At 60.2% G+C, this 24,973-nt stretch carries 24 protein-coding genes; 18 read left to right on the plus strand and 6 right to left on the minus strand.

What is annotated here, in order from left to right; genetic code table 11:
- Positions 1–56: 56 nt before the first annotated feature.
- Positions 57–2,153, minus strand: coding sequence for a sensor histidine kinase (locus LUN51_RS16265; RefSeq protein ID WP_277812078.1), 2,097 nt, complete (start codon positions 2,151–2,153; stop codon positions 57–59).
- Complete coding sequence (locus LUN51_RS16270; RefSeq protein WP_277812079.1) at positions 2,150–3,511, minus strand: sigma-54-dependent transcriptional regulator; 1,362 nt, start codon at positions 3,509–3,511, stop codon at positions 2,150–2,152. Before LUN51_RS16270 ends, LUN51_RS16265 begins: the two co-directional genes overlap by 4 nt.
- 205 nt (positions 3,512–3,716) lie before the next feature.
- On the opposite strand from LUN51_RS16270, the gene LUN51_RS16275 reads away from it, so the two are divergent.
- The 10 genes from LUN51_RS16275 to LUN51_RS16320 all read left to right on the plus strand — a co-directional run bounded on the left by LUN51_RS16275 (position 3,717) and on the right by LUN51_RS16320 (position 11,366).
- Complete coding sequence (locus tag LUN51_RS16275; protein ID WP_277812080.1) at positions 3,717–4,565, plus strand: substrate-binding domain-containing protein; 849 nt, start codon at positions 3,717–3,719, stop codon at positions 4,563–4,565.
- Positions 4,566–4,580: 15 nt separating this feature from the next.
- Positions 4,581–5,288 (plus strand): ABC transporter permease, encoded by a 708-nt coding sequence (locus LUN51_RS16280; protein WP_277812081.1) that lies wholly within the window; start codon positions 4,581–4,583, stop codon positions 5,286–5,288.
- A 29-nt stretch (positions 5,289–5,317) separates the two neighbouring features.
- Complete coding sequence (locus LUN51_RS16285; RefSeq protein WP_277812082.1) at positions 5,318–5,986, plus strand: ABC transporter ATP-binding protein; 669 nt, start codon at positions 5,318–5,320, stop codon at positions 5,984–5,986.
- A gap of 96 nt (positions 5,987–6,082) precedes the next feature.
- Positions 6,083–6,682, plus strand: a complete 600-nt coding sequence (gene mobA, locus LUN51_RS16290; RefSeq protein ID WP_277812083.1) for a molybdenum cofactor guanylyltransferase MobA — start codon at positions 6,083–6,085, stop codon at positions 6,680–6,682.
- Positions 6,683–6,827: 145 nt separating this feature from the next.
- Positions 6,828–7,394 carry a molybdopterin-guanine dinucleotide biosynthesis protein B gene (gene mobB / locus LUN51_RS16295; RefSeq protein WP_246894475.1) on the plus strand — a complete coding sequence of 189 codons (567 nt, stop codon included), beginning with the start codon at positions 6,828–6,830 and terminating at the stop codon, positions 7,392–7,394.
- On the plus strand, positions 7,391–8,662 hold the full coding sequence (gene moeA, locus LUN51_RS16300; RefSeq protein ID WP_246894476.1) for a molybdopterin molybdotransferase MoeA: 1,272 nt from the start codon (positions 7,391–7,393) through the stop codon (positions 8,660–8,662). The genes mobB and moeA overlap by 4 nt, the downstream gene beginning before the upstream one ends.
- Positions 8,659–9,438, plus strand: a complete 780-nt coding sequence (moaC, locus tag LUN51_RS16305) for a cyclic pyranopterin monophosphate synthase MoaC (protein WP_246894477.1) — start codon at positions 8,659–8,661, stop codon at positions 9,436–9,438. The genes moeA and moaC overlap by 4 nt, the downstream gene beginning before the upstream one ends.
- Before the next feature lie 10 nt (positions 9,439–9,448).
- Positions 9,449–9,907, plus strand: a complete 459-nt coding sequence (gene moaE, locus LUN51_RS16310) for a molybdopterin synthase catalytic subunit MoaE (protein ID WP_277812084.1) — start codon at positions 9,449–9,451, stop codon at positions 9,905–9,907.
- A complete protein-coding gene (moaA, locus tag LUN51_RS16315; RefSeq protein ID WP_277812085.1) occupies positions 9,904–10,893 on the plus strand; it encodes a GTP 3',8-cyclase MoaA in 990 nt (329 codons plus the stop codon). The genes moaE and moaA overlap by 4 nt, the downstream gene beginning before the upstream one ends.
- Positions 10,894–11,069: 176 nt before the next feature.
- Positions 11,070–11,366, plus strand: coding sequence for a hypothetical protein (locus LUN51_RS16320; RefSeq protein ID WP_040241550.1), 297 nt, complete (start codon positions 11,070–11,072; stop codon positions 11,364–11,366).
- A 54-nt stretch (positions 11,367–11,420) separates the two neighbouring features.
- Here LUN51_RS16320 and LUN51_RS16325 read toward each other — a convergent pair whose 3' ends face one another.
- Positions 11,421–13,103: a ribonuclease J gene (locus tag LUN51_RS16325; RefSeq protein ID WP_277812086.1), complete on the minus strand. Its 1,683-nt coding sequence runs from the start codon at positions 13,101–13,103 to the stop codon at positions 11,421–11,423.
- A gap of 170 nt (positions 13,104–13,273) precedes the next feature.
- Here LUN51_RS16325 and purU point away from each other — a divergent pair, with 170 nt between their 5' ends.
- Positions 13,274–14,128, plus strand: coding sequence for a formyltetrahydrofolate deformylase (gene purU / locus LUN51_RS16330; protein WP_277812087.1), 855 nt, complete (start codon positions 13,274–13,276; stop codon positions 14,126–14,128).
- Positions 14,129–14,131: 3 nt separating this feature from the next.
- Here the strand turns inward: purU and dinB are convergent, their stop codons facing one another.
- Both dinB and lexA read right to left on the minus strand, forming a co-directional pair.
- On the minus strand, positions 14,132–15,178 hold the full coding sequence (gene dinB, locus LUN51_RS16335; protein WP_277812088.1) for a DNA polymerase IV: 1,047 nt from the start codon (positions 15,176–15,178) through the stop codon (positions 14,132–14,134).
- Positions 15,179–15,196: 18 nt separating this feature from the next.
- The gene (lexA, locus tag LUN51_RS16340; RefSeq protein ID WP_277812089.1) at positions 15,197–15,835 is read right to left on the minus strand and encodes a transcriptional repressor LexA; all 639 of its coding nucleotides are present in this window, start codon (positions 15,833–15,835) and stop codon (positions 15,197–15,199) included.
- A gap of 193 nt (positions 15,836–16,028) precedes the next feature.
- Here lexA and LUN51_RS16345 point away from each other — a divergent pair, with 193 nt between their 5' ends.
- The 6 genes from LUN51_RS16345 (at position 16,029) to LUN51_RS16370 (ending at position 21,436) form a co-directional block, all read left to right on the plus strand.
- Positions 16,029–16,688 (plus strand): TetR/AcrR family transcriptional regulator, encoded by a 660-nt coding sequence (locus LUN51_RS16345; RefSeq protein WP_178997371.1) that lies wholly within the window; start codon positions 16,029–16,031, stop codon positions 16,686–16,688.
- Positions 16,688–17,206, plus strand: coding sequence for a L,D-transpeptidase (locus LUN51_RS16350; RefSeq protein WP_246894479.1), 519 nt, complete (start codon positions 16,688–16,690; stop codon positions 17,204–17,206). The genes LUN51_RS16345 and LUN51_RS16350 overlap by 1 nt, the downstream gene beginning before the upstream one ends.
- 82 nt (positions 17,207–17,288) lie before the next feature.
- Positions 17,289–18,311: a beta-N-acetylhexosaminidase gene (nagZ, locus tag LUN51_RS16355; RefSeq protein WP_040241545.1), complete on the plus strand. Its 1,023-nt coding sequence runs from the start codon at positions 17,289–17,291 to the stop codon at positions 18,309–18,311.
- A gap of 55 nt (positions 18,312–18,366) precedes the next feature.
- Positions 18,367–19,677, plus strand: coding sequence for a mechanosensitive ion channel family protein (locus LUN51_RS16360; protein WP_143333939.1), 1,311 nt, complete (start codon positions 18,367–18,369; stop codon positions 19,675–19,677).
- Positions 19,670–20,251: a hypoxanthine-guanine phosphoribosyltransferase gene (locus LUN51_RS16365; protein WP_040241544.1), complete on the plus strand. Its 582-nt coding sequence runs from the start codon at positions 19,670–19,672 to the stop codon at positions 20,249–20,251. Before LUN51_RS16360 ends, LUN51_RS16365 begins: the two co-directional genes overlap by 8 nt.
- A gap of 81 nt (positions 20,252–20,332) precedes the next feature.
- Complete coding sequence (locus tag LUN51_RS16370; RefSeq protein ID WP_277812090.1) at positions 20,333–21,436, plus strand: enoyl-CoA hydratase/isomerase family protein; 1,104 nt, start codon at positions 20,333–20,335, stop codon at positions 21,434–21,436.
- Between the two features lie 25 nt (positions 21,437–21,461).
- Here LUN51_RS16370 and ppsR read toward each other — a convergent pair whose 3' ends face one another.
- Positions 21,462–22,295: a posphoenolpyruvate synthetase regulatory kinase/phosphorylase PpsR gene (gene ppsR, locus LUN51_RS16375; RefSeq protein WP_040241540.1), complete on the minus strand. Its 834-nt coding sequence runs from the start codon at positions 22,293–22,295 to the stop codon at positions 21,462–21,464.
- Positions 22,296–22,563: 268 nt separating this feature from the next.
- Here ppsR and ppsA point away from each other — a divergent pair, with 268 nt between their 5' ends.
- Entirely contained in the window at positions 22,564–24,954 is a 2,391-nt protein-coding gene (ppsA, locus tag LUN51_RS16380) for a phosphoenolpyruvate synthase (protein ID WP_246894481.1), read from the plus strand.
- Positions 24,955–24,973 lie beyond the last annotated feature (19 nt).

Here is a 24,973-nt window from a genome sequence, read left to right on the forward strand (position 1 = left end):
ATCCTTGCGTGTAATGAGACGTTATCGAACTATGATAGCGCCTCGGTGAAGCGACCTTAACCGCCGCGTGAGGAAGGTGAGGTCATGTCGCTCAGGGAGGCGATCAGTTTGCGCGTCGTGACTTCCTCGGCGCCGCTGGGAAGCGCCTGGCAGGGGAGCCAGACATGGAATATCGAGCCGCGACCGCGCGCCGAGGCGACCCACATCTCGCCGCCGCTACGGCGTACGATACCCGAACTGATGGCCAGCCCAAGCCCGGAGCCTGCTTCGCGCGTGGTGAAGAACGGATCGAAAATTCGGCCGTGCAGCTCGGGCGGAATGCCTGGCCCTCGGTCGGCGACACGAATCTCTACACCGTCGAGGCATCCGTGCCCAGCGACCTCTCGCACGGTGTCGCGTGTCGCCAGATGAATGCGCATCGGTGATGTGCTGGCCTGAGTAGCATTGAGTAGCAGGTTGATCAGCACCTGTTGCAATTGGCCGCGGTGGCATTCGGCCCGCCTGGTGGCGCGCAGCGAACTGATCAGCCAATGGCCGTGTTTGTCGAGGGCGTGTCGGATCAAAAGCTCGGTACCAGCGGCGATGGTGTTGATGTCTTCAGGGACAAAGGCGGGTTCATGACCGCCGGCACGCGAGTATTGCAGCAGGTTGTCGATCAGTGCACGGATGCGCTCGACCTGGGCGATGATGGTGTCGATCTCGTCGCGTACGGGAGCCGCATCAGGACCGAGCGTATCGTCCAGCAGCTCTACGTGGCCCAGGATGACGGCCGCGGGGTTGTTGATTTCATGGGCGATCCCGGCGGTCATTTCGCCCAGGGCGGCGAGTTTCTCCTGTGTCATCAGGCTGGCTCGCGCCTGCTTGAGCAACGCCACGTGCTCTTCTAGGGCGCGCGTTTTTTCGGTCAGTGACTGGGTGCGTGTCTCGACGCGTCGCTCGAGGGTTTGAGCAGCACGTTGCAAGGCGTCCTGATGGGCATTTAAACGGTCGAGCATGGCATCGAATTCATTCGCCAGTTCAGCCAGTTCGTCCTGACTATCCAGATGGCCGATGCGTAGATGCCGGCCCTCGCGGATGCCGTGTATCACACGATGCATCCGGCGCACCGGGCTGGCGAGTGCGTCGACGCCACGAATCACCATCAGGCCCGAAATCAGAATGATGACGAGTAAAACGGCGCCGATCTGCAGCAGTGCGTCTCGGTAGAGGGCTTCATATGGCGCTAAGGGAAAACCGGCATAGATCATCCCGATACGCTGGCCGGTCAGTGACTCGAGCGGGGCATAGGCGGCGACATACCAGCCACTGACCACGAAGGCGTTATCGATGAAGCGCTCGCCGCGCCCCAGAACCTGGCGACTGACGGGTTCGGAAACGCGCGTGCCAAGGGCGCGCTCGCCGTTGGCCAGGCGCACATTGGTGGCGATGCGCACGTCATCGAGAAACAAGGTGACGCTGCCGGTGCTGCCTTCGGGCAACGTGCCCGGGCCGTAGACCAGATCACGAATCTCGTCCACGGGCTCGGCATCGCCGTTGAGCAAGCGCCCGCCATCGAGGAGAAGCCGCAGGTTTCCTTGTTCATCGTGGAGGGGGTATAGCGTGCGCAAGACCATGCCGCGCGTCTCGCGGTGGCGCTCGCTGGGGGCTGCTTGGGGTGTGTCGCGCAGCGCAAGGCGTGCTCGCCGTGCAAGCCCAGGGGTCAGCGCCTCAAGACGCGGTGCTGCGAGAACATCCAGACCGGACATGCCTTGCGCATTGCCTGGTGTCTGTACTAGGCGTTGTAGTTCGGGGCTATCCTCCAGTGCCGCGGGAGCTACCACGCGCAACCAGTCCAGTTGCATCGCGTTTTGCGTTTCGTCGAGCAGTGCTTCGAGTGACTGAGATCCTTCGCCCTGCAGTGAAGAGGCGAGCGCATGGCTGCGCGCCAATTCTTCGAGACGCGCTTGCTGTTGCTGGCTCAAGCCGTCCAGCACGCGTGAGGCGACGGCCAGGTCGGCGCGCACTTTCATGTATAGCTGGCGGTCGTTGTACGTCGAGGTCCAGTATGCAGTGAGCCCCGCCAAGGCGAGTATCAGCAAGGCCAGCGGGGCGAAGGCGAGCCACAACAGCCGGCGTCGAATCGAGGCGCGCAACCAGCGGCGTAAGCCTTTCATGCGTTCAAGTCTTGCCAGGCATTGAGCTTGCGGTCGAGGGTTTTGCGCGATACGCCCAACGCGCGGGCGGCACTGGATTTATTATGACCGTGGACTTCTAGCACATCCAATATATGCGCACGCTCGACGGCTTCCAGAGACCAGTCGCTGGGATAGCCACTCGTGCCAACGGCGTTGGGCGCGGTAGCCACCTCATCGAGCATGTCACTTGGAAGCTGGCCGAGCAGAATACAACGCTCGATGAAATTCTTGAGCTCGCGGATGTTGCCAGGCCAAGGATAATGCGTCAGACGCTCAAGGTCGGCATGCTGCCATGGCAGGGCGGCAAGCCCCAGGTCGCGAGACAACTGTCGAGAAAAATGATGGGCCAGGGCAGGGATGTCTTCAGGATGTTCACGCAGTGCGGGGAGCGTCAAGGTAAGGACGTTGAGGCGAAAATAGAGATCCTCGCGGAAACGTCCCTCGCTGACTTCGTGCTGCAGGTTGCGGTGGGTGGCAGCGAGTATGCGCACGTCCACTGGCTGCTCTTGCTCGCTGCCCACCGGACGAATGCGCTTGCTTTCAAGCACGCGCAGCAGTTTGGCCTGCATTGCCAAGGGCATTTCGGCGATTTCATCGAGGAACAACGTGCCGCCATCGGCATAGGTGAAGAGCCCCTCACGAGTCTTGACCGCGCCGGTGAAGGCGCCCTTGACGTGACCGAAGAGCTCCGATTCCAGCAGGTCGCCGGCGATGGCGCCGCAGTTGAGGGGCACGAAGGCGCCGAAGCGCCCCGAGAGGCGGTGCAGGTCGCGTGCCACGAGCTCCTTGCCGGTGCCCGATTCACCATGGATCAAGACGGCCGAGGGGGTCGGTGCGACGCGCTCGGTGATCGTTCTGACCTGAACCATGGCGTGGCTATCTCCGATCATGCTCTCTTCGGGGCGGTGCAGGCGCTGGGTCTCGCGCTTGAGTACGAAATTCTCACGCGCTAGGCGACGCTGGGCCAGGCAACGGTCGACGGCGCTTTGCAACTGCTCGAGGCGAAACGGCTTGATGATGAAATCGCTGGCCCCGGCGCGCAGTGCCTGAACCGCCATGTCGAGATCGGCATAGGCGGTCATGAAGATGATATCACTGCGCCGTTCGGGGCCGAGCGCTTCGTGCCATTCAATCCCCGAGCGGTCGGGAAGGCGGATATCGACCAACAGCAGATCGAAGTGCAGCCGTTGACGCAGGGCTTCCGCGGCGCTGAGCGAGTCGGCGACCTCGACCAGTGCGAAGCGCGATGCCAGGGCCTTGGCGAGATAGCTGCGCATACCGGGCTCGTCATCGACGATCAACACGGAGGCGGTTGGCAATTCGGTGGATGCGGTCATGAGTGACGTTCCCTGCGTGGCGGGACATAGTGTCCCGTCATTGGGTCAATTTGTTACATCCGTTGCGCACATGGATTATTTTCATGGTAAAAGGCGCGATGCAATCCGGCAATTGTCACTGTTTTGGGTCGTGTGGTCACGTCAGGCATGCCAATTGCAAGGAGAGTCGGGCACGTTCATGACTCGACAATAATGAGGGGTTCCTATGTTGACACGCCGTCTCTCGCTGTTCGCCACCCTGGCGCTATCGTTGTTGCTGGTATCCGGAGCCCAGGCGGCCGATACCGTCCGTTTGGCGACCACTACCAGCACCTACAATTCTGGGTTGCTCGATTACCTGTTGCCCAAGTTCGAAGAAGATCATCCCTATCAGGTCCAGGTTATCCCCGTAGGTACCGGCAAAGCGCTGCGTCTGGGGCGTGACGGCGATGTCGACCTGGTTTTGACGCATGCGCCCGCTGCGGAGAAGGCCTTCGTCGATGCCGGTTACGGCGTCGAACCGCATGGTGTGATGTACAACGATTTCGTTATCGCAGGGCCATCCGACGATCCTGCCGGGATCGATGGCGGTAATGATGCCACTAGCGCATTTGCCACTCTTGCCAGTCAGGGTGCGACGTTTATTTCGCGTGGCGATGACTCTGGCACTGACAAGAAAGAAAAGCATCTCTGGGACGAGGCGGGCGTAACGCCTGATTTCGAGGGTTTTCGCGCTGCGGGACAAGGCATGGGAGAAGTGCTGAAAATGGCCAGCGAATTGCAAGGCTATACGCTGACGGATCGCGGCACCTGGCTGGCAATGCAAGATAAGCTCGATCTCGAGATCATGGTCGAAGGCGATACTGCGTTGTTCAATCCGTATCAGGTCATTCTGGTCAATCCCGAACGCTATGACGGCCTCAATACCCGGGGCGCACGGGCCTTGGCCGAATGGTTGATTTCCGATGAAGGGCAAGGCCTGATCGACACTTTCCGGCTCAATGACAAGATATTGTTCCATGCCAGCGCTGGCGAGAAGGTCGATCCCACGAGCGCTGTCCATGAAAGTGACTGACGTGCGGAGGCGTCGATGCATGAGCTCATGAATACGGCGAGGGAGGCGTTGTACCTGCTGCTTTCCCTCGATCCAGCCTTGTGGGAAATCATCGGCGTCTCGTTTCGTGTCTCGCTGACGGCGATACTCGTGGCCTTGCCGCCTTCGTTATTGATTGCCTTGCTGCTGGCGCGTGTTGCCTTTCCGGGGCGCTGGTTCGCGATCTCATTGGTCAATACGTTCATGGCTGTGCCGACCGTGGTGGTGGGGCTGGTGCTGTTCATGCTGTTGTCGCGTAGCGGCCCGCTTGGGGAGTTGCGTCTGCTGTTCACCCAGCGTGCCATGATCCTCGGCCAGATACTGCTGGCTATGCCGGTATTGACCGCGATGTTGCACAGCACGCTGCAAAGCATCGATCAGCGTGCCTGGGAAACGGCACGGCAACTAGGCGCCGGATGGTGGCAATCTCTGTGGATGTTGATCCGCGAAGCGCGCTTCGGGGTCATTGCCGCCGTGTTGGCTGCGTTCGGGCGCATCATTGCTGAGGTAGGTAGCGCGGTGATGATTGGGGGCAATATTGAGCATTTCACCCGCACCATCACCACGGCGATTGCCCTGGAGACGCTCAAGGGTGAGTTCGCTCAAGGGCTGGCTCTAGGGCTCGTCCTGTTGCTGCTGGCGCTGGTGCTCAATGTTTTACTGGGCGTTATGCGCGGACGTGGTCACCAAACCGTGAGCGTCTGATCGCGCATCGTTCATCGAGGGGAATGTTCATGCTCGAGGTGAGCCAGCTCGCCCATGGATTTGATCGCCAGCCGGTGCTATGGGACATACCCCACCTGCATTGGCAGGGGCGCTCGTTGGTACACTTGCGTGGCGATAATGGTAGCGGCAAGACGACATTGCTGCGTCTTCTGGCGGGGTTGGAGGCGCCCCGCCAAGGCACCATACATTGGACGTTGGCGGGCGCGATGTCTGCCGTCACGCCACCTTGCCCAGGGCGCGTGCTCTATCTTCACCAACAGCCCTATCTCTTCGATACCAGTGTCGCAGGCAATCTGCGCTATGTTGCCCGATGGCACGGCTGGCGCGGAGAAATGGCCCGTGATCGTGTGGCGGCGATGCTGGAACACTGTGGCCTAGCCGCACATGCAGAGCAACGGGCCCGCTCGCTGTCTGGCGGTGAGCGTATGCGATTGGCGTTGGCGCGGGCCTGGTTATTGTCGCCACGCGTGTTGCTGCTCGACGAGCCCACTGCCAGCCTTGATCGTCAGGCTATTGCTGATGTCAGTGCATTGATCTCGTCGCTGCATGAGGTGGGCTGCGCCATCGTACTCAGTGCACATCAACCCAGTGTATTGACCGAGCGCTGCGACGAGTACTGGAGCCTCGAACAACGATGCCTACAGGTAAGTGCCTTCAAGCAGGGTGTGGCGGTGTGACGTCGTCATTGCCGTACGCACCTGGTAAGTGGCTCGGCGTGTGCACCGAAGCTGCGTATGATGGTGGAATGAGTAGCCAGCGCGGGAGTGGTAGGCATGCACGAGGATGAAGTGACCGCCGTGATATTGGCGGGAGGCGAAGGGCGTCGCATGGGCGGCCGCGATAAAGGCTGGGAGTCGTTTGCGGACGAACCCTTGATCGCGCACGTGGTGAACCGTCTGGCGCCTCAGGTCGGTCGCATCGCGATCAATGCCAATCGTAGCCTCGAGCGTTATCGGGCGCTGGGGTACCCGCTCATCAGCGACCGCGAGACAGGCTATCACGGGCCGCTCATGGGTATGTGGAGTGCGTTATGTGCCATAGACACGCCCTGGGTATTATTCGTGCCTTGCGATTCTCCGGCTCTGCCGACGGATCTAGCGCTGCGCATGCAGCAAGGGCTCGGCGAGCAGCGTATCGCGGTTGCACACGACGGCCAGCGGGCGCATCCCGTGGTGGCCTTGATCGACGCCACGCTGCGCGACGATCTCGGGGCTGCTTTGCGCGATGGCGAGCGCAAGATAGATCGCTGGTATGCGCGCCACCCTTGGTGTCATGTCGATTTTTCCGATCAGCCCGAGGCGTTCGCCAACCTCAACTCTCCCGATGATCGTGACGTTATGGAGCGGAGCTGGCGCTCTGGTGGGTCGTTTTGACCCGGGAGCTGCCTTCCTGTGTGATTATCGGAGAGCCAAGGCAATTCATCATCGCACTAAGGGTGGTTGCTCGGCATGTTTGTTGCCTCCTGTTATCTATGGATGGTTCTCCCTCGACGAATTGGCATGAGGACGACAAAACGCGATGACGTTATCGCTTGATACGCTAGACACGCCGCTGCTGGGTATCGCTGCTTGGAGTGGGACCGGCAAGACGACGCTGCTTGAGGCACTTTTGCCCAGATTAGCCGATGCAGAAATGCAGGTGGCCGTGATCAAGCATGCCCATCACGCCTTCGACATCGACCGCCCTGGCAAGGATAGCTACCGCCTGCGTCACGCTGGCGCGATGCCAATGCTGGTGGCTTCGGGCAAGCGTTTTGCCATGATGATGGAAACGCCCGAACGTGAGGAAGCCGATCTAGCGGCGCTGATCCCCCATGTTCTGCCCTTGGCGCCGGATTTGATCCTGGTCGAAGGCTTCAAAGCCTGGCCTTTACCCAAGCTGGAGCTGCATCGCGAGGCCTTGCAGAAGCCGCTGATGGCGGCCGATGACCCCTGGGTGCGGGCAGTGGCGACGCCCGATAATATTGCGCTGCCGGGAGGTGTCGAGCGCTTGTCGATGGACGATCATGACGCCTTGGTCGACTGGTTGCAGGCCTGGCCGCAACGTTGGCCCGAGATGCGTCGCGGTCCCCGGGAGACGTCATGACCTTATCGTGTTTTGAACTGGGCGAGCGCATGCTCAGCGTCGATGAGACGCTCGAGGCCCTGGCGGCGATGACGCCGCCACCGGTCACCACGCGTCGGGTTAGCTTGGCGTCGGCCTGTGGCGGAGTGTTGGCGGTGGATGTCATGTCGCCAATCGACGTGCCGCAGAATACCAACGCCGCGATGGACGGCATCGCGCTGGCGTGGCCCGATGACGTGCCGGGAGGCGACATGCGCGTGGACGTGGTCGGTGATGTCTTGGCGGGTACGCGGTTGACAACATCGCTGGCGTTAGGCGGGGCGGTGAGGATTACCACCGGAGCGCCGCTGCCGGCCGGCGCAGATACCGTCGTCATGAGCGAGCAGCTCGTCGATAGTGGCATCCCCGATCGCATCCGTGTCGAACACTCCGAGCGGGTACGGCGTGGGCAGAACGTGCGCCAGGCCGGCGAAGATATTGCTCGCGGCGAGCATGCACTGAGTGCAGGGACACGGTTACGGCCGCAGCACTTGGGGTTACTGGCCTCACTGGGATACGCGGAGGTCGAGATATTCCGTTCGCTACGCGTGGCAGTGTTCTCTACCGGCGATGAAGTCACGGCGCCGGGCGAGTCGCTGCCGCCCGCCGGCATTTACGATACCAACCGTTTTTCGTTACAAGGTCTGCTGAGCCGCCTGGGCTGCGAGGTCATCGATCTGGGCATCCTGCAGGATAATCTTGACAGCATGCGTGTCTCCCTCGCGGCGGCGGCCCACGAGGCGGATATGGTGGTAACCAGCGGGGGCGTGTCGGTCGGCCAAGCCGATTGGGTCAAGCCCGCGCTTACGGCTATCGGCGAGCTGGGGTTATGGCGGATCGCCATGCGTCCGGGAAGACCCTTGGCGTTCGGTCGTATCCATCAAACGGGGGGCGTGACGGTGCCTTTCTTCGGGCTGCCCGGCAACCCCGTGGCGGTCATGGTGACGTTCTTGCAGTTCGTTCAACCTATGTTACGGCGCATGCAGGGAGAGCATGACTGGCAACCGTCCCGTCTCACGGCGCTGGCCGGCGAGCCATTGAAAAGCCGTGAGGGACGTGTCGATTACCATCGTGGTATTTATACAAGTGATGACGCCGGTCAACTGTGGGTGCGTACCACAGGCCGCCAGGGATCGGGCATTCTGAGCTCGATGGTGGCGGCCAATTGCCTTATCGAAATCGGTGACGGATGTGCCGCCGTTGAGGCGGGTACGCCGGTGACGATACAACCGTTCGGTGACCTGACATGAGTTTGACCCATCTCAATGCACGTGGCGAAGCCCACATGGTGGATGTTGGCGACAAAGCCGAAACGCAGCGCGAGGCCGTGGCAAGCGGACGCATCGTCATGCGCCCAGAAACGCTGGCATTGCTGGCCGAGGGCGGCTTGCCCAAAGGCGATGTGCTGGCCACGGCGCGTATCGCCGGCATTCAGGCCGCCAAGCGCACGCATGAGCTGATTCCCTTGTGTCATGCGTTGCTGCTGTCCAAGGTGAGCGTCGATTTTCGCCTCGACGATGCGGCTTCTTGTGTGCATGTGGAATCACGCTGCCGTCTGGCGGGCCGCACCGGTGTGGAAATGGAGGCGCTGACCGCGGTCTCGGTTGCGTGTCTGACCCTCTACGATATGTGCAAGGCGGTCGACAGGGACATGATGGTCGAAGGCGTGCGCTTGGAGCACAAGACGGGCGGCAAGTCCGGTGATTGGCACCGCGCTTCCGAGGATGAATCCGCGACGCGCGAAGCGTTCGAAACCCCATCCGTCGAAATCGCCGCAATACGCGTCAAGCTCCTCGCCGAATTGCGCGAGCGACTGGATATTGAAGAGGTGGAAGTGCCGGTTGCATCGCTGAAAAGACCCGATGTCGCCAGTCTCAAGGCCGCTCTTGAGAAACAGGATTCCCGCTTCGCGGCCTTGTCCGCTGCGCGCATTCTGTGTGCCGTTAACCATGCCATGGCACATGATGGAACGTCGCTCGCCGATGGGGATGAAGTGGCGTTTTTTCCACCGGTCACCGGTGGGTGAGGAGGCAGTCATGATCGATGTGCGTGTGCAGTCGCCGGTCTTCGATGTGGGGGAGGAGCAGCGCCAATTGCTGGCGGGGCGTCATGATATCGGTGCCGTGGTGACCTTCACTGGCCTGGTGCGCGATTTCAATGAGCGCCCGGACGTGCAGGCCCTGTCGCTGGAGCATTATCCTGGCATGACCGAGGCGGCGCTGCGTGACATTGCTGAGCAGGCGACGTCGCGCTGGCCGCTCGATGGGATACGCATTGTGCATCGTGTCGGCCGCTTGTTGCCAAGTGACCCCATCGTCATGGTCATGGTTGCGAGTGCCCATCGCCGTGCGGCATTCGATGCGTGCGATTTTCTGATGGACTACCTCAAGACATGTGCGCCATTCTGGAAGAAAGAACACACTGCAAGCGGGACGTATTGGGTCTCGGTGCGTGACAGTGACGCGCGGGACGCGGACCGTTGGGAGGAAGCATGACCGAGCTGATCGACAATTTTCAGCGCCAGATTCGCTATGTGCGTATCTCGGTGACGGATCGCTGTGACTTTCGCTGCGTCTATTGCATGAGCGAGGACATGACGTTTCTGCCGCGTGCACAGATATTGACGCTTGAAGAGATCGAGCAGGTGGCGCGTGCGTTCGTCGAACTGGGCGTGGAAAAGATTCGCTTGACCGGCGGTGAGCCGCTGGTACGACGTGGCATCGACGATCTGGTGTCGCGTGTCGGCGCGCTTCCGGGCCTCAAGGACTTCGCCATGACCACTAACGGCGCGGGGTTGGTCAAGCATGCCAAGGCATTGCGGGAAGGCGGTATGCAGCGCCTCAATATCAGCATTGATTCACTCGACCCCGAGCGTTTCCGCAGCTTGACGCGCACCGGCAATCTCGAACATGTCATTGCCGGTATTCGTGCCGCGCGCGATGCCGGATTCGAGCGTATCAAGCTCAATGCCGTCGTGCTCAAGGGGCGTAACGACGATGAAGTTCTTGATCTGGTCGACTTCGCGCGTCGAGAAGGCGTGGATATCAGCTTTATCGAGGAAATGCCGCTGGGCGACGTCTCCGATCATTCGCGCGAAGAAACCTTTTATTCCAGCGATGATGCGCACGCGGCCATCGCATCGCGTTATCCGCTGTTGCCGACCACCGAGAATACCTTGGGGCCGTCGCGTTATTTCCGTATGCCGGATAGTGATTCGCGTATCGGTTTCATTTCACCGCACAGCCATAATTTCTGCGACACCTGCAACCGGGTAAGGGTCACGGTGGAAGGGCGTTTGTTACTGTGTCTCGGCAACGAGCATTCGGTCGATCTACGCGAGGTTTTGCGGCGTTATCCCGGTGATATGGAGCGCCTCAAGCAGCGCATCGTCGAGGCCATGCCATTGAAACCCGAGCGCCATCATTTCCGCACGGACGGTGATGTCGATATCGTGCGCTTCATGAATATGACGGGCGGATAATTTTTTGTACGTACCCTTTATGCGCGGTAGTGTGATGCGTCTCCTGACCATAAAGCTATAAGGTTCGACTTGTATTGAGAACATTATTTTCTTGCTAAACCAAGTTCGAGTCATATACTTTTCAGAAACGCCAAGGCGTTATGCTGCAGGTTGGTTATTTTAAATGGAGGAGGCAAATGTCCACTGATACTCTGGAGCGCATTGCGCGAAATAAAAACGTGGCTCGCGCTGCCGCGCGACAGCTCAGCATGGAGCAGCTCCACAAGCTGTCGGAAGTCATCGGTGAAGTGATCGAACAGAAGCAGCAGGAAGATCATAAGCGACAAGCCGAAGAAGCCGATAAAGAGCGTAAGTTGGCGGAAATTCGTGAAGCGATGAGCGATGCCGGCCTTTCTATGGACGATTTGATGTCCGAACAGCCGCGCAAGCGTCGGGGGCGTCCGCCGAAGAAAGATAAGGAACGCAAGCAGTAAGTGTTGCGCGTAGAACGATTAAAAACGGACCGTAGGGTCCGTTTTCATATGGGGTCATGAGTCGAGAGGCGAGGTCTCTTCTGCGGCCATGATATGCAGATGGACGTCGGGAAGATGACGCAGGTGTTCGTCGAGCCAATGCATCAAGGGAGCGTGCAATTGCTGACGTAACTTGGCAATGGTGTCTGCCTCATGCATGGCCAACTGGTCATCGAGCCAATCGGCGAGGGCGGTGTCGTCCAGTGACAGGTCGTGGCTCGTGTCCCACAACAAGCGCCCCACGCGTGCCCACCCCGACGCCTGTCGAGCGACCGGAAGCGTCAAACTCAGGATACCGCTGCGGCGATGCATGCTCGACATGGCGGGAGCGCGCAACCCTTCTAAGGGATGAATACGATTCTGGGTGACGATATGCGGCGCCAGCGAGTGGCGCGCAAGACAGCTCAAACCCTCATTATCGAAGCGAAGCATATCGCCGTTTCGCGGGATCCAAGGCACCTCGATGCCCAGCGATTCCGCCAGGGCACGATGCGCTTGTTGGTGTTGGAATTCGCCATGCACGGGTAGCAAACGCTGGGGAGCGAGCCAGCCATAAAGACACTGCAATTCATCCTGTGCGGGATGCCCTGAGGCGTGCAGCTCGGGATGATTGCGTTCATCGTAAAGGGTAACGTGGGCACGCTTGAGCCCTGCCTGTAACCGTTCGATCAGCAATTCGTTACCTGGGATTGCCTTGGCCGAGAAAATCACAGTGTCGCCGGGCTGGAGTTCGAAATCGGCGTGCTGTCCCTGGGCCAGGCGAGACAGTGCGGAACGTGGTTCCCCCTGACTGCCGGTGGCGATGACCAGCACCTCTTCGGGCGGCAAGTAACCAAGGTCGCGAATGGGGACGAGGGAAGGGAAATCATCCAGATAGCCCAGCCCTCGGGCGACATTCACCATGCGCTCCATCGAACGTCCCATGAGGCTGACGCGTCGTCCGCATGCCTTGGCGGCACGGCCCAGTGCCAGGATGCGCGCCAGGTTGCTGGCGAAGCAGCTGACGATCACGCGGCCGGGGCAAGCGCCGATCGCTGTTTCAAGCGCGCGCGCGACGTCGCCTTCGCTGCGTGAATGCCCGGGGACGGGGGCATTGGTGGAATCGCCGACGACGAGGTCGATAGGCGCCAATGCCTGGAAGCGCTGCGGGCAGACGGGATCACCGATCAAGGGCTCGGGATCGAGCTTCCAGTCGCCAGTGTGCAGGACACGATGCTCGGGTGTCGCCAAGAGCAGGGCACAGCTTTCGGGGATCGAGTGTGGCAGCGGCAAAAATCGTACATCGAAAGGGCCGCTTTGCATGGCCTCGTCGGGCGTGATGACGTGAATCGCATCAGTAGGCAGTTGCTGTTCGGCGAAGCGCAGGCGTAGCAGGCCGGCGGCTAGTGGCGTCGCATGGATGGGGCATTGCCAACGGGGCCACAGCCAGGCAATCGCGCCGATGTGATCTTCATGTCCGTGCGTGACGAGAATTGCCTGAGGGACGATACCCTGAGAAGGCAAGAGGTCGACATTGGGTACTTGCAAGGGCGCCTGCGGGAGGTCCTGGCGAATCATCATGCCGCAGTCGACCACGATCCAGTGGTCAAGATGCCCGTAAAGGGTGAAATTCATGCCGATTTCACCACAGCCGCCGAGGGGCAGTATCTGAAGGGGAGGCTTGCGGCGGGCGCGTATCTGGATGCGTGGTTGGGACATCGTTATCCCTTAACGTGAAGATGTCCATCACTATACGGGATGCCCCGGCGCGGCCACAATCGAGGCTTCTTGTCGTGATCGAATTCGCTACAATAGGCGCCCTTTGGTGAGACGCGTCTCCCTCAAGAGAACGTTGAACACTGCTAATTTCAGGATTGATGGTAGCGCGCATGTCCCATTCGTATCGTCTTATCGTCTCGTGCCCCGACCGCGTGGGTATCGTTTCTCGCGTATCCAGTTATATCGCCGGTCATGGCGGCTGGATCACCGAGGCCAATCAGCATTCGGATTTGGCCACCGGGCGTTTTTTCATGCGCTACGAAATCAAGGCTGAGTCTTTGCCGCTGAGTCTCGATGCGATGCGCGACGACTTTACCGCCATTGCCGGTGAGTTCTCGATGGATTGGAAACTGAGCGATACCTCAAAGCCCAAGCGCGTCGTTCTGATGGCCTCGCGTGCTTCGCATTGCTTGGTCGATCTGTTATACCGCTGGACTGCGGGTGAGCTCGATTGCGAGATCCCTTGCGTGATCTCTAATCATGAAGCGTTGCGCGCGCTGGTCGAATGGCATGGTATTCCGTTTCACCATGTGCCGGTCGATGCGGACGATAAGGCGGCAGCATTTTCGCAGGTCGAGGCACTGGTCGAAGAGGCCCGGGCGGATACAGTAGTGCTGGCGCGCTACATGCAGATTCTGCCGCCCAACCTGTGCCAGCGGTACGCCGGGCGGATCATCAATATCCACCACAGTTTCTTGCCCTCCTTCGCTGGCGCCAAACCTTATCATCAGGCCTACGCGCGGGGCGTCAAGCTGATTGGTGCTACGTGCCACTATGTCACCGAAGAGCTTGATGCGGGACCCATCATCGAGCAAGACATCCAGCGCGTGACACACTGCCATACTGCCGAGGACTTGGTGCGTCTGGGGCGTGACGTAGAAAAAGCCGTGCTGGCGCGGGGACTACGTTGGCATTTGCAGGACCGGGTTCTGATCCACGGCAATAAGACAGTCGTCTTTGCTTGAGCGTCAGTCGAAGAGTGTCATCTGGCGTCGCTGTGCCTCGGGCGTCAGGCGTACGCCGACTCCGAGCAGGCGCACGGGGCGCTCGCCGCGTGCCCAGGCACCGTCCAGCAAGGCTTGAAAGCGTGCCGCCAGTGCTTCACGACCCGCCGCTTCCAGGGTCGTGCTACTGAAATCGTTGAAGCGAACCTTGACGTAAAGCTTTTGAATGGCCGGCGTACCGTGTCGTGCCAGACGTGCCATCAAACGTTCAACGAGCGGCGTGAGTGCGTCATGGCAGCTGGCCAGGTCGGGCAGATCGCGGTGATAAGTCGTCTCCACGCTGACGGATTTGCGTTCACGCTCGATCTGTACCGGGCGTTCATCGATGCCACGCGCCAGCTCGAATAGCCGGCGCCCGAACTTGCCGAAGCGCTCGATTAAAGATTCGAGCGGCCATTCGCGTAGGTCGCGGCAGGTGACAATCTCCAGTGCCTCGAGCTTGGCCGCCGTCGCTGGGCCCACGCCGTGTAGCTGCTTGACGGGCAAGGCGAGGAGAAAAGGCTCGACTTCGTCCGGAGCTATCACACATAGTCCATCGGGTTTGTCCCAGTCACTGGCCAGTTTGGCGAGAAATTTGCTGGGTGCCGCCCCCACCGAGATGACGATACCCGTCCGCGCTAGCGCCTCCTGCTTGAGCCATCTGGCCATCCAGGTCGCGCTCCCCTGGAAGCGTGTGACCTCGCTGACATCCAAATACGCTTCGTCGAGGGACAAAGGCTCCACCAGTGATGTCAGCTCATGGAACAGTGCTTGGATGCGTGCCGAGACAGCACGGTATTTTTCGAAGTCCGGGGAGAGTCGCGTTAAATGCGGACACAGGCGCATGGCACGTGCCATGGGCATCGCCGAATGGATGCCGAAGGCGCGTGCGGGGTAATTGCAGGTGGCGACAACGCCGCGTGTCTCAGGGCTGCCGCCGATCGCTATGGGGATGTCGCGTAACGCTGGGTCGTCGCGCATTTCCACGGCGGCATAAAAACAGTCGCAATCGGCGTGAAGGATCTTGCGCATGATGAACGGCGTATCGGCTTAATGCAGGCCGTTACCGCCACCGCCACGAATCACGCCAACGCCGAGGCCTTCTATCTCGAGTTCCTGATGGCGTAGATCGACCTCGATGGGCGAAAAATCCTCGTTTTCGGCAAGCAGCCAGACATGATGGCCTTGACGCTTGAAGCGCTTGACGGTGACGTCGTCTTCTAGGCGGGCGACGACGATTTGGCCGTCGCGGATCTGCTGGGTGCGATGCACGGCGAGCAGGTCGCCATCGAGAATGCCGGCATTTTTCATCGAGAGCCCGCGGACACGTAGCAGGTAATCGGCGCGGGGGGTGAAATAGTCCGGCGCGAGAGGGCAGTGCCGGTCGATATGCGCTGCGGCGAGTATTGGGCTACCGGCGGCAACCTCACCGATAACCGGCAGGCCGTCGCTGTTGGTCAAGGCGGTGTCGTCTTCTGCGGTGAGGCGGATGCCGCGCGACGTGCCGGGGATCATGCGAATGACCCCCTTACGGTCGAGCGCGCGGAGATGCTCCTCGGCGGCGTTCGGCGAGCGAAAGCCTAGGGCCCGGGCGATTTCGGCGCGCGTTGGCGGGTAGCCAAGCTCATTCATGGTCTTGACGATAAAATCAAAGACGTGTTGCTGGCGCGAAGTTAGCGAGCGAGACATGGGGCCTCCGGCGGGCACTGACGTGTTCAAGTATACAGTATGTGATTGTATCCAGTCTTTGGCGCGGTGCAACCATTCGCGCCATCATTTGCTCAGGGACCTGGTGTTTCAAACGTGGAGATTTGTCGTTCTCGATATCAAGGCTTAGAATCGAAATGTTTTAAACATTCGTTTATTCCACGCGGGGCGCCCCATGGCTCAGACAGATACAGTGACGCGCATTCTCGATACCGCCGAAGTCCTGTTCGCCGAGCGGGGGTTCGCCGAGACCTCGCTACGTACCATCACCAGCAAAGCCAAGGTCAATCTGGCGGCGGTCAATTACCATTTCGGGTCCAAGAAGGCGCTCATCCAGGCGGTCTTCGCGCGCTATCTCGACCCCTTTTCCGAGCGCTTTCACCAGGCCCTGGATGAGCTCGAGGTGCAATATCGGGGTGAGGCCATTCCCCTCGAGGTGTTGTTGGAGACATTGGCACGCACCGTGTTGGAAGTTCCTGCCGAGCGCAATAGCCTCAAGGTGTTCATGCGCTTACTGGGGCTGGCCTATACTCAGGCTCAGGGCCACTTGCGCCGTTACATTCAGGAGCACTATGGCAATGTGTTCTCACGCTTCAGCGACTTGGTACGCCGCGCGACGCCGGAACTACCCGAGGCGGAACGCTTTTGGCGATTACACTTCATGCTGGGCACGGTGATCTTCACGTTGTCGGGCCTTGATGCGTTGCGCGATATCGCCGACAAGGATTATCACGAGCATGTCAGCGTGCGCGATCTGATTCGTCGGCTGCGTCCGGTGGTCGTGGCCGGCATGCAGGCGCCATTGCCTGATGACGCTCTCAAGGTGGCGGGATGATGCGAACGCCGCAACTCTCCCATCTACCCCCCGAACAGGGCGTCTGGCTGGAAATCGATCTCGGTACGCAGTCGCTGACGATCCGTGAGGGCGACGCGTGTCGCGAGACGTTCCCGATTTCCTCGGGCGCTCACGGTATCGGGCAACACGAAGGCAGCGGGCAGACGCCTGTGGGGTGGCATTACGTGCGCGCAGTTATCGGTGATGGACTGCCACCCGGCAGTGTCTTTCGCGGGCGGCGCCCCACCGGCGAGGTGTTTTCGCCCGAGCTGGCCCGTGCTCATCCCGAGCGGGATTGGATATTGACGCGTATCCTGTGGTTGTGTGGCCTGGAACGGGGTGTCAATCGCGGTGGCGATGTGGATAGTCAGCGCCGCTATATATACCTGCATGGCACGCCCCCCGAACAACCGATGGGAACGCCAGCCTCGCATGGTTGTATTCGGCTGCGCGATGAGGCGTTGCTGACCGTGTTCGAGGTCGCGACGGCCGGAACGCCGATTTGGCTGCATGACTGAGAGGGTGTTTACAAAAGGGCTGCGCTCGACGTAATGCTGCTCACCACCTAGAATCCTTCCTCCATTTGCCAGGAGCGCGATGATGACCCAACCTCTCGGCCCGGTCATGCTGGACATCGAAGGTACCCAACTCAGCGACGACGAACGTCAGCTTCTGGCTCGCCCCGAGATCGGTGGGGTGATTCTCTTCCAGCGCAATACGCATGATGCCGAGCAAGTGCGAGCCTTGACCCGCGCGATTCGCGACGTGCGCCCTGATGTGCTGCTGGCGATCGACCAGGAGGGTGGGCGTGTCCAGCGCCTGCAGGACGGCGTGACGCGGCTGCCATCCATGGCGATGCTGGCAGCCGGTTATGCCGAGGCCCCTGAAGCAGCTCGTACCCTGGTCCATGAAGCCGGCTGGTTGTTGGGTATGGAGATGGCGGCCTGCGGTTTCGACATTACCTTTGCTCCGGTGCTCGACGTCGACGACCAGCGCTCGCCGGCCATAGGTGATCGTAGTTTTTCCGCCGACCCCGAAGTCGTCACGGTGCTTGGTGAGGCCTTCATAGATGGGTTGCACGAGGCCGGCATGATCGCCGTGGGTAAGCACTTCCCTGGGCATGGCGGCGTCAGCCTCGATTCGCATCATGCCTTGCCCGAGGACACGCGCTCACTCTCGGCGTTGCGCGAGCATGATCTGGTGCCCTTCAAGATGCTCTCTGGAAAGCTGGATGCCGTGATGCCGGCGCACGTAGTGTATACAGCGTTCGATTCGCGCCCGGCGGGTTTTTCCCCTTCCTGGCTTGGCATGTTGCGCGAGGAACTGGCGTTCAAGGGCGTGGTGTTTTCCGATGATCTGAGCATGGCCGGTGCGCACGTGGCTGGGTCGCCCTCGGCGCGTGCCGACGCCGCCTGGGCGGCAGGATGTGACATGGTACTAGTATGTAATGATCGCCCGGCGGCGCTCGAGATTCTCGACGCGGCGGCGGGGCATTCTTCCAAGCGTCTGGGCAAGTTGCGTTACGGTCGGGCCCGTCCCGAGCTTGAAACGCTGCCGGCGCTGGCGCGTTGGCGTCGTGCCCATGCGCGACTTGAGGCGCTCTCGGAAACGCCCACACACTGACCTTGCCACTGGCTATCGACGTCGCTACCTGTACTAGCTAGAAGGAAGGATCCTCGTGTTTGATTTTTTCTCTCCCGTGATGGATTGGGTTCAAACCACCTTGGGCATGCCGCTGTGGGTGGCGGCGATTGGCTTAGTCATTGCCCTGACGCTGATCGTCGATCTGGTGAGCTGGGTTGTCATCTGGCGTGTGGGGCCGTTGCTGGAGAAAACCAGCAACCGCTGGGCGGACATCCTGATCAAGGCATTGCGGCGACCGCTGCGTCTCTGGATCTGGCTGATGGGGGTCACTCTCTGCCTAACCGTCGTTCGTTATCATTGGGATATCGAGTGGGCGGAAGGGCATCTGGCTCAGGCACGCGCCGTCATTACATTGCTCTTGCTGGCCTGGGCCGGGCTCAGGGCCGTGAAGCTTCTTGAAAAACGCTTGGTGTTTCCGCCGGGCGGGCATCGTGCCAAGTCCATGGATGCCGATACGGCATCGGCCGTCTCCAAGATACTGGGGGCGGTGGTCGTCGTTATCATCGGGTTGTTGATTCTTTCGAGCTTGGGTGTCTCGCCCTCGGGAGTGGCCGCCTTCGGTGGGGCCGGCGGGCTGATAATCGGCTTCGCTGCCAAAGATATGCTGGCCAATTTCTTGGGTGGATTAATGATTCACCTGGACAAGCCATTTCGCGTCGGCGACTGGATCAAATCTCCAGATCGTGATATCGAAGGGGTCGTGGAAGATATCGGCTGGCGCTTGACGCGCATTCGCACCTTCGCGTCGCGCCCGATTTATATCCCCAACTCCGCCTTCAGTAGCCTGGTGCTCGAGAACCCCTCGAGGATGTGGAACCGACGCCTTTTCGAAACCATTCGGTTACGTTATACCGATATCGAGCGTGTGTCGGACATCGTCAAGGCGACCCGCTCGATGCTCGATGCGCATGATGACGTGGATACCGATGAGCAAATTCTGGTGTACTTTCAGAGCTATGGCGAACATGCGCTGGAGCTGATCGTGTATGCGTTTGCCAAGACTACTGACTGGGCTGAATTCCAATCGATGAAGCAGGACATCCTGCTGCGTGTCTACGATATCGTGCGCGAGCATGATGCGCGCCTGGCGTTGCCGGCCTCCGAGTTGCATATTGCCGGTCCGGTGGAGATCACCGGCGAGAACGCTCAGGGCGATGCCGACAATGACAGTGATGCAGGCAGCGACAACACCGGTAACGATGCCCGGAATGAGGCATCCGACGATACACACTCGCGGGCGGCGTCCGACCGCGAGGCTCCCTATACGTCGTCTCGCCAGCGTTCGCGCAATGCCGGAAGAGGCGAAGTGAATGATGCTTCCCACGATCAGGAATCCGATGCCTAACCAATCTACCCCCGTGTGCCAGGAGTCACTGGCGACCATGCGCGATGTCATGGCGCATGCCGATTGCCTCATTTCGCAGCAGGAAGTCGAGCGCGCGCTCGACCGAATGGCCGACGAGATCACTCAAGATCTGGGCGACACACTGCCGGTTTTCTACTGCGTGATGAACGGCGGACTGATCACCACAGGACATCTGCTGACACGTCTCGGTTTCCCGCTGGAAGTGGATTATCTACATGCGACACGCTACCGCGGCGGCGTGCGCGGGGGCGAGCTATTCTGGCGAGTCTCTCCCGAGATTCCCATGGCCGGTCGCCATGTGGTGATCGTCGACGACATTCTCGATGAAGGTACGACGCTGGCGGCGATTCTGGACTATTGTCGTCAGGCGGGCGCGGCGAGTATTTCGACAGCGGTATTGGTCGACAAGCGTCACGACCGCAAAGCTGTGCCGGGGTTACAGGCGGATTATTGCAGTCTTGAGGTCGTCGACCGCTATGTATTCGGCTTTGGTATGGATTACAAGGGCTACTGGCGCAATGCGCCGGGGATCTTTGCGCCGCGCGGTATGTGATCGTGCACTCTGCCACAATGAAGCCGCACGCATGACAGCTAGCTTGCATCGTCTTTTCGCAGTAGAAGGTGAGGGGTGGTGATGACGGAATCCGAGGTGATCTTCGAGGAGCGGCCCACACGTGACGGCGGGTGCCTCGGCATCGCCACGCTGAATGCGCCCGGCAGTCTCAATGCCTTGTCACTGGCGATGATTACCTCGCTGCATGCCAAGCTCGACGCCTGGGCAGATGATATGTCGGTGCATGCGGTGTGGCTGCAAGGCGCGGGCGACAAGGCATTTTGTGCGGGCGGCGATGTGGTCGCCTTGTATCGGGCCATGACGACGTCTCCCGGGGACGAGGGAGAGGCCGCTCAGGCTTACTTCGGGGCTGAGTATCGTCTCGATCATTTCCTGCATCATTACCCCAAGCCCCTTGTCGTCTGGGGCGATGGCGTTGCTATGGGGGGTGGCCTGGGGCTATTGGTTGCCGCCGATCACCGTATCGTGACCGATACCAGCCGCCTGGCCATGCCGGAAATCAGTATCGGCCTGTACCCCGATGTTGGTGCCAGCTGGTTTTTCCAGCGCATGCCTCGTGGCGTGGGGCTTTATTTAGGTGTAACCGGCGCCCAGCTTAATGCGCGCGATGCCCTTGAACTAGGGCTGGCGGATCGTGTCATCGCCAGGGAGGCGCGACAAGATGTGCTAAAGGCCCTGGAGAGTGCCGATTATCGCCATCCACAGCAGGCGGTCAGGGAAGTCTTGCGAGGTTTCGAGAACCGCGCGTTGGCACCGGAGGCCGAGGTCATGCCGCGTCTGGATCATCTTCAGGTCTTGAGCGATGAGGCGGATATCACAAAGGTAGTACGCCGCATCCTCGATGATCCCCGTGAGGACGCCTGGCTGGCCGCCAATCGCGCGCGTTTGGCGGCAGGTTGTCCGGCTACGGCACACTTGGTGTGGCGCATGCTGTGTCGGCACCGGGATGGCAGCTTGGCGGAGACGTTTCGCGATGAGTTGATGCTCTCGGTGCAATGTTGTCGGCATACGGAATTGGCTGAGGGCATTCGCGCGTTGCTGATCGACAAGGACCGAGCGCCGCAATGGGCGTATACGGATGTCGCCAACGTACCAGCGAACTACATCGATGGCTTTTTCATGCCGCTTTGGGATGCTGAGACGCATCCGCTGGCCGATCTTTGAGCTGTTCGAGCTGGTGAGTCGAGCATCAACGCGGGCTGAAGCGCCGCGTCAGGTTGGTCTCGGCGATCATGCGCGTGGAGATCTCCTCGATGGAGAAGCGTGTGGTGTCGATATAGGGGATATGGTAGCGGCGAAACAGTGCCTCGGCCTGCTGCAATTCCTGCATGCATTGATCCATTGAACAGTACCGACTATTGGGGCGACGCTCGCTGCGAATTGCCGCGAGCCGGCGTGGGTCGATGGTCAAGGCGAATAGCTTGTGGCGATAAGGCGCCAACGCCTTAGGCATGCTCAATGTGCCGTCTTCATCCAAATCATCCTCGGTCAGGGGGTAGTTGGCGGCTTGAATGCCGAATTGCAGGGCCAGATAAAGCGAGGTGGGTGTCTTGCCGCAACGTGAGACGCCGACCAGGATGACATCGGCCTGATCATATTGGTGCGTGCGTGCGCCATCGTCATTGTCGAGCGCGAAGTGCACGGCATCGATGCGATGCATATAAATGTCGTCGCGGCCAATGGCATGGGTGCGTCCCACCGTATACGTGGAATGAGTCGCAAGCTCTTCCTCGAGCGGGGCCAGGAACGTCGAAAAGATGTCTATCTTGAAGCCCGGCGCATCGGCAATGATGGTGCGAATCGCTTGATCGACGATGGTGTCGATCACGATGGGGCGGGCGCCGTCACGCTCGGCGGTCTGGGCGATGATGGCCGCCAGGGTGTGGGCCTTTTCCAGCGTATCGATATAAGGTTTGACTACTAGGTTGAGCTCGACGTCCTCGAATTGGGCGAGCAGGCTGCGGCCCAGTGTTTCTGCGGTGATGCCGGTTCCATCGGAGATGAAGTAAGCGGTGCGGGGCATGGCAAATGTCCGAACGTGGTGAAAATAGATATGTCTATTCTCTGGCTCCTTTCTGACAAGCGCAAATAGGCGTTCGTCGCGCTCGGCACGGCGACTACAAGAATTTTCGAAAATGCCGCGTTGTTGTAAAAATACTCCAACCCCTTCGCTATTAGACCAATGGTGAATAGCCGGCCCCCTTGGTAGGGTACGAGCATCCGCCGCGCCCCGCGCGGCACTGGCTGTGACGACGTCGTCATCGCTACCGTCCTGACTCGAGGGGGTTCTCTTGGAAGAGTATATCGTTTGGTTCGATCAGCTTGGCATGGATGATGTTGAGCGGGTGGGCGGCAAGAACGCGTCACTCGGGGAAATGATCTCCAACCTGGCGGATGCCGGTGTCACTGTGCCCGGCGGCTTTGCCACTACCGCCTTGGCGTATCGCGAATTCCTCGCGCACGAGGGACTCAACGAGCGCATCAATGACGCGTTGGTGCGTCTGGATGTCGACGATGTCACGGCCCTGGCCGAGACGGGGGCGCAGATTCGGCAGTGGGTCATCGATACGCCACTGCCACCGGCCTTCGAGAAGGTCTTGGCCGAGGCGTATGGCCAACTGCAGGATAAGCATCCACATCTCAAGGCGGCGGTACGCTCCTCCGCGACGGCTGAGGATCTACCCGACGCGTCGTTTGCGGGGCAGCAGGAAACCTTCCTCAATATCGAGGGCTTCGACAACGTCAAGCGTGCCGTTCACGAGGTCTTCGCGTCACTATTCAATGACCGTGCCATTGCCTACCGTGTGCATCGAGGTTATCCGCACGAGAACGTGGCGCTTTCCGCTGGTGTGCAGAAAATGGTGCGCTCCGAAACGGCGGCCAGCGGCGTGATGTTCACGCTCGACACCGAATCCGGATATCGCGACGCGGTGTTCGTGACGGGGTCCTGGGGGCTGGGCGAGACGGTCGTTCAGGGGGCGGTCAATCCCGATGAGTTCTACGTCCACAAGCCGACTCTGGCGGCAGGGCGTCCGGCCGTGCTACGTCGGACACTGGGCTCCAAGCTGATCAAGATGGTCTACGGCGAAGAAAGCGCCGCTGGTCGTTCGGTGCAGACCGTGGATGTGCCGCACGCTGACCGTCAACGTTTTTGTCTAGGCGATGACGAGGTCATGGCGTTGGCCCGGCAAGCGGTGACCATTGAGGCGCACTATGGACGCCCGATGGACATCGAATGGGCGCGCGATGGCGACGATGGCAAGCTGTATATCGTTCAGGCACGTCCCGAAACCGTGGTTTCCAATGTGGAAGGTGGCAAGCTCGAGCGTTTTCAGCTCAAGGAAAAAAGCCGTGTACTGGTGGACGGCCGCGCCATCGGCCAGCGTATCGGCCAAGGCGCGGTCAAGATCGTGGCCAGTCCCGAGCAGATGGATAAGGTGCACGACGGCGATGTATTAGTAACCGACATGACCGATCCCGACTGGGAGCCGATCATGAAGCGCGCCTCCGCGATCGTCACCAATCGTGGCGGACGTACGTGCCATGCGGCCATTATTGCGCGCGAGCTGGGCATTCCCGCCGTGGTGGGTTGTGGCGACGCAACCCAGGCGCTTGCCGATGGCCGCGAGGTGACCGTCTCTTGCGCCGAGGGTGACACCGGTCATGTCTACGACGGGTTGCTCGATTACGATTGTAAGACGACGACGGTCGACAACATGCCGGCGCTGCCTTTCCATATTATGATGAACGTTGGCAATCCTGACCGTGCCTTTGGCTTTTCAAGCTTGCCCAATGCGGGGGTTGGATTGGCGCGTCTGGAATTCATCATCAACCGCATGATCGGCGTGCATCCCAAGGCATTGATCGATTACGCGACGCTGCCCGCCGACCTGCAGCAGACCATCGACCTGCGTACCGCTGGGTATGACGATCCGGTGAGCTTCTATGTCGATCGGTTAGTGGAGGGCATTTCCACGCTGGCGGCGGCGTTCTATCCCAAGCGCGTCATCGTGCGGCTGTCCGATTTCAAATCCAACGAATACGAGAACCTCATCGGCGGCAAGCTTTACGAGCCTGGCGAAGAGAATCCGATGCTCGGGTTCCGTGGCGCTTCGCGTTATATCTCGGAGACGTTCCGCCCATGCTTCGAGCTGGAGTGCCGCGCTCTGAAACGCGTCCGGGACGCCATGGGATTCGATAACGTCGAGATCATGGTGCCTTTCGTGAGAACGCCCGACGAAGGACGTGAGGTCGTGTCGCTGATGGCAGCCAATGGGCTCAAGCGCGGCGAGGCGGCGTCTCCCGAGGGCAAGGGCCTGAAGGTCATCATGATGTGCGAATTGCCGGCCAATGCGCTCTTGGCTGATGAGTTCTTGGAGCATTTCGATGGCTTCTCCATCGGCTCCAATGATCTGACTCAGTTGACGCTAGGGCTGGATCGCGACTCGGGCATCGTGGCGCATCTCTTCGATGAGCGTAACCCGGCGGTCAAGAAGTTGTTGGCCATGGCCATCCAGGCGTGCCGGGCACAGGGCAAGTATGTCGGCATCTGTGGTCAGGGGCCGTCGGATCACCCCGAGCTTGCTAAATGGTTGATGGAGCAGGGCATCGACTCGGTGTCATTGAACCCCGATGCGGTGCTCGAAACCTGGTTCATGCTGGCCGGGGAAAAGGTCGGCTGACGCGTTCCTTCATCGGCGC

It is taken from the genome of Chromohalobacter canadensis (genome assembly GCF_029544075.1).
Lineage (GTDB): Bacteria > Pseudomonadota > Gammaproteobacteria > Pseudomonadales > Halomonadaceae > Chromohalobacter > Chromohalobacter canadensis_A.

What these genes read in the sequence shown, in the direction of transcription:
- mobB (WP_246894475.1), top strand. Translation starts at nt 6,828, where the DNA reads ATGACGTTATCGCTTGATACGCTAGACACGCCGCTGCTGGGTATCGCT.
- LUN51_RS16270 (WP_277812079.1), bottom strand. Translation starts at nt 3,511, where the DNA reads ATGACCGCATCCACCGAATTGCCAACCGCCTCCGTGTTGATCGTCGAT.
- LUN51_RS16320 (WP_040241550.1), top strand. Translation starts at nt 11,070, where the DNA reads ATGTCCACTGATACTCTGGAGCGCATTGCGCGAAATAAAAACGTGGCT.
- moaE (WP_277812084.1), top strand. Translation starts at nt 9,449, where the DNA reads ATGATCGATGTGCGTGTGCAGTCGCCGGTCTTCGATGTGGGGGAGGAG.
- purU (WP_277812087.1), top strand. Translation starts at nt 13,274, where the DNA reads ATGTCCCATTCGTATCGTCTTATCGTCTCGTGCCCCGACCGCGTGGGT.
- ppsR (WP_040241540.1), bottom strand. Translation starts at nt 22,295, where the DNA reads ATGCCCCGCACCGCTTACTTCATCTCCGATGGAACCGGCATCACCGCA.
- LUN51_RS16265 (WP_277812078.1), bottom strand. Translation starts at nt 2,153, where the DNA reads ATGAAAGGCTTACGCCGCTGGTTGCGCGCCTCGATTCGACGCCGGCTG.
- LUN51_RS16365 (WP_040241544.1), top strand. Translation starts at nt 19,670, where the DNA reads ATGCCTAACCAATCTACCCCCGTGTGCCAGGAGTCACTGGCGACCATG.
- mobA (WP_277812083.1), top strand. Translation starts at nt 6,083, where the DNA reads ATGCACGAGGATGAAGTGACCGCCGTGATATTGGCGGGAGGCGAAGGG.
- nagZ (WP_040241545.1), top strand. Translation starts at nt 17,289, where the DNA reads ATGACCCAACCTCTCGGCCCGGTCATGCTGGACATCGAAGGTACCCAA.
- LUN51_RS16370 (WP_277812090.1), top strand. Translation starts at nt 20,333, where the DNA reads ATGACGGAATCCGAGGTGATCTTCGAGGAGCGGCCCACACGTGACGGC.
- moeA (WP_246894476.1), top strand. Translation starts at nt 7,391, where the DNA reads ATGACCTTATCGTGTTTTGAACTGGGCGAGCGCATGCTCAGCGTCGAT.
- LUN51_RS16280 (WP_277812081.1), top strand. Translation starts at nt 4,581, where the DNA reads ATGCATGAGCTCATGAATACGGCGAGGGAGGCGTTGTACCTGCTGCTT.
- LUN51_RS16285 (WP_277812082.1), top strand. Translation starts at nt 5,318, where the DNA reads ATGCTCGAGGTGAGCCAGCTCGCCCATGGATTTGATCGCCAGCCGGTG.
- dinB (WP_277812088.1), bottom strand. Translation starts at nt 15,178, where the DNA reads ATGCGCAAGATCCTTCACGCCGATTGCGACTGTTTTTATGCCGCCGTG.
- LUN51_RS16350 (WP_246894479.1), top strand. Translation starts at nt 16,688, where the DNA reads ATGCGAACGCCGCAACTCTCCCATCTACCCCCCGAACAGGGCGTCTGG.
- LUN51_RS16275 (WP_277812080.1), top strand. Translation starts at nt 3,717, where the DNA reads ATGTTGACACGCCGTCTCTCGCTGTTCGCCACCCTGGCGCTATCGTTG.
- LUN51_RS16325 (WP_277812086.1), bottom strand. Translation starts at nt 13,103, where the DNA reads ATGTCCCAACCACGCATCCAGATACGCGCCCGCCGCAAGCCTCCCCTT.
- moaA (WP_277812085.1), top strand. Translation starts at nt 9,904, where the DNA reads ATGACCGAGCTGATCGACAATTTTCAGCGCCAGATTCGCTATGTGCGT.
- lexA (WP_277812089.1), bottom strand. Translation starts at nt 15,835, where the DNA reads ATGTCTCGCTCGCTAACTTCGCGCCAGCAACACGTCTTTGATTTTATC.
- LUN51_RS16345 (WP_178997371.1), top strand. Translation starts at nt 16,029, where the DNA reads ATGGCTCAGACAGATACAGTGACGCGCATTCTCGATACCGCCGAAGTC.
- moaC (WP_246894477.1), top strand. Translation starts at nt 8,659, where the DNA reads ATGAGTTTGACCCATCTCAATGCACGTGGCGAAGCCCACATGGTGGAT.